Source organism: Pseudomonas sp., assembly GCF_026224925.1.
Taxonomy (GTDB): domain Bacteria; phylum Pseudomonadota; class Gammaproteobacteria; order Pseudomonadales; family Pseudomonadaceae; genus Aquipseudomonas.
Window position 1 is genome coordinate 1 of record NZ_JAMFRV010000511.1, and the last position, 2,233, is coordinate 2,233.

A 2,233-nucleotide genomic window follows, 5' to 3' on the forward strand; every position below is an offset into this window, starting at 1 on the left:
ATTGGCAGCGCATTGGCGAAGACGTACCCCTGCTGGTTAATTGCATGCCGGCCGGTAAGTACCTGGGCGAAGGTTTTCACCGTGCAGGCGGGGTGCCCGCGGTGATGCACGAGCTGCAAAAGGCCGGCCGCTTGCACGAGCATTGCGCTTCGGTGTCCGGCAAGACCATCGGCGAAATAGTCCGCAGTACCGTTGCCAGCGACGTCGACGTTATCTATCCCTATGAGGCACCCCTGAAGCATGGCGCCGGGTTTATTGTGCTGAGCGGGAATTTTTTCGACAGTGCGATTATGAAAATGTCGGTGGTGGGCGATGCCTTTCGTAAAACGTATTTGTCCGAACCCGGTGCGGAAAATACGTTCGAAGCGCGGGCGATTGTGTTCGAAGGGCCAGAGGACTATCACGCCAGAATCAATGATCCCGCTCTGGAAATCGATGAGCGCTGCATCTTGGTGATTCGCGGTGTCGGCAACGTCGGCTATCCCGGCAGCGCTGAGGTGGTGAACATGGCCCCTCCCTCTGAACTGATCAAAAAGGGTATAGATTCGCTGCCGTGCCTGGGCGATGGCCGGCAGAGCGGCACATCGGCGAGCCCGTCGATTCTCAACATGTCGCCCGAGGCTGCAGTGGGTGGTGGTTTGGCGTTGCTGCGTACCAATGACCGACTGCGCGTAGACCTCAATACGCGCTCGGTCAATGTGCTGGTCTCTGATGAAGAAATGGCCGAGCGACGTCGCGCTTGGCAGCCAAGTTACCCAGCTTCGCAGACGCCGTGGCAGGAACTCTATCGTCAACTGGTTGGGCAGTTGTCCACGGGCGGCTGCCTGGAGCCTGCGACCCTGCACCTTAGGGTCATTGCCCGCAGTGGCGGCGAGCCGCGTCATTCGCATTAATCTGCGTGCAGTCTTGGGGCTGGCCGAATCTCATTCTCTAGCCCCAATAACCCGCCGATAACGTTGCTATGCGTCCAGACCTACTACCCTTGCACCCAAACGCGGCGGATAGTAAGCGCCATATCAATGGGCGATAGGTCAGGTTGACTGATGCAAACTCTTGTCATTGGCATCGATCTAAGCACAACGACGTGCAAGGCGATTGCCTGGGCTGCAGACGGAACCCAGGTTGCGCAGAGCAGGGCGCCGCTTAGTCTTGAGCGGCCGGGCGTCACTGCGTATGAGCAACATCCAGAGCAGTGGTGGCTGGCGACTCAGGAGGCGTTGAAGGCCTTGGCGCCGCTGATTGCCGGGCAGGAAATGGCTGCAGTGGCCATCGTTAATCAGCGCGAAACGGTGGTGGTGACCGACGCGGAGGACCGCCTGTTACGGCCGGCAATTCTTTGGCTGGATGAGCGTCGCAAGGGCGAAGTTGCGGCGCTCGCCGAGAAGGTTGGCTGCGAGCGTTTGCACGCTATCACCGGCAAGCCGCTGGATTGGTCACCGGCCATTTACAGCCTCGCGTGGATGGCCAGGGCCGAGCCTGATTTATTCCGTCGCATCCGCCATGTGTACGACCCGCATGCCTGGTTGGTGCGCAAGCTGACTGGCGAGTTCGCCACCAGTTGGGCCAGCGCCGATCCGTTCGGTGCGTTCGATATTACCCATCACTGTTGGTCTGACGAGGTGCTGCAAGCGCTGCCGTTGGCGCTGGATGCCGGGTGTTTTCCGGTGGCGGTGGCACCCGGCAGTGTAATAGGGCGTGTCACTCCGCTGGCGGCGCAATTGACTGGGTTGCCGGTGGGAATTCCTGTGGTAGCGGGCGGGGGTGATGGTCAGGCGGGTGGGTTGGGCGTAGGCGTGGTCAGCGCCGGTACGGCCTATCTGAATCTGGGTACGGCGATTGTCTCGGGTGTCTATGCGAGCGCCCCGAGGGTGGACAAAGCGTTCCGCACGATGTGCGCAATCGACCGCCAGGGCTATGTGCTGGAAACCTCACTGCGCTCTGGCACACTGCTGATCAATAGCTTGGTGCGGCAGTTTTTCGGCATGAACCCGGTGACTCAGCCGGAGTGTTTGCTCAGGCTCGAAGCTGAAGCGTCGGACGTCGTCCACGGCAGCGCCGGGTTGATCCTGTTGCCGTACTGGAACGGGGTGATGAATCCGTACTGGGATCAGGATGCACGGGGATGTGTGCTGGGCTTGTCGCCGGACCATGGCCGGGCTGAGATTTACCGCGCGTTGCTCGAAGGCATCGCCCTGGAGCAAGCGCTCGCGACCCAGCGGCTGGTCGAGGCCAC

Annotated in this window: 2 protein-coding genes; both read left to right on the forward strand. The window is 60.8% G+C overall.

The window, feature by feature from the left end; all coding sequences use genetic code 11:
- On the forward strand, window positions 1–893 hold an 893-nt coding region (locus M0974_RS21735; protein ID WP_297841540.1), incomplete at its 5' end, for a dihydroxy-acid dehydratase.
- Window positions 894–1,043: 150 nt separating this feature from the next.
- Window positions 1,044–2,233 (forward strand): FGGY family carbohydrate kinase (locus tag M0974_RS21740; RefSeq protein ID WP_297841543.1); only part of this gene is annotated, 1,190 nt, incomplete at its 3' end.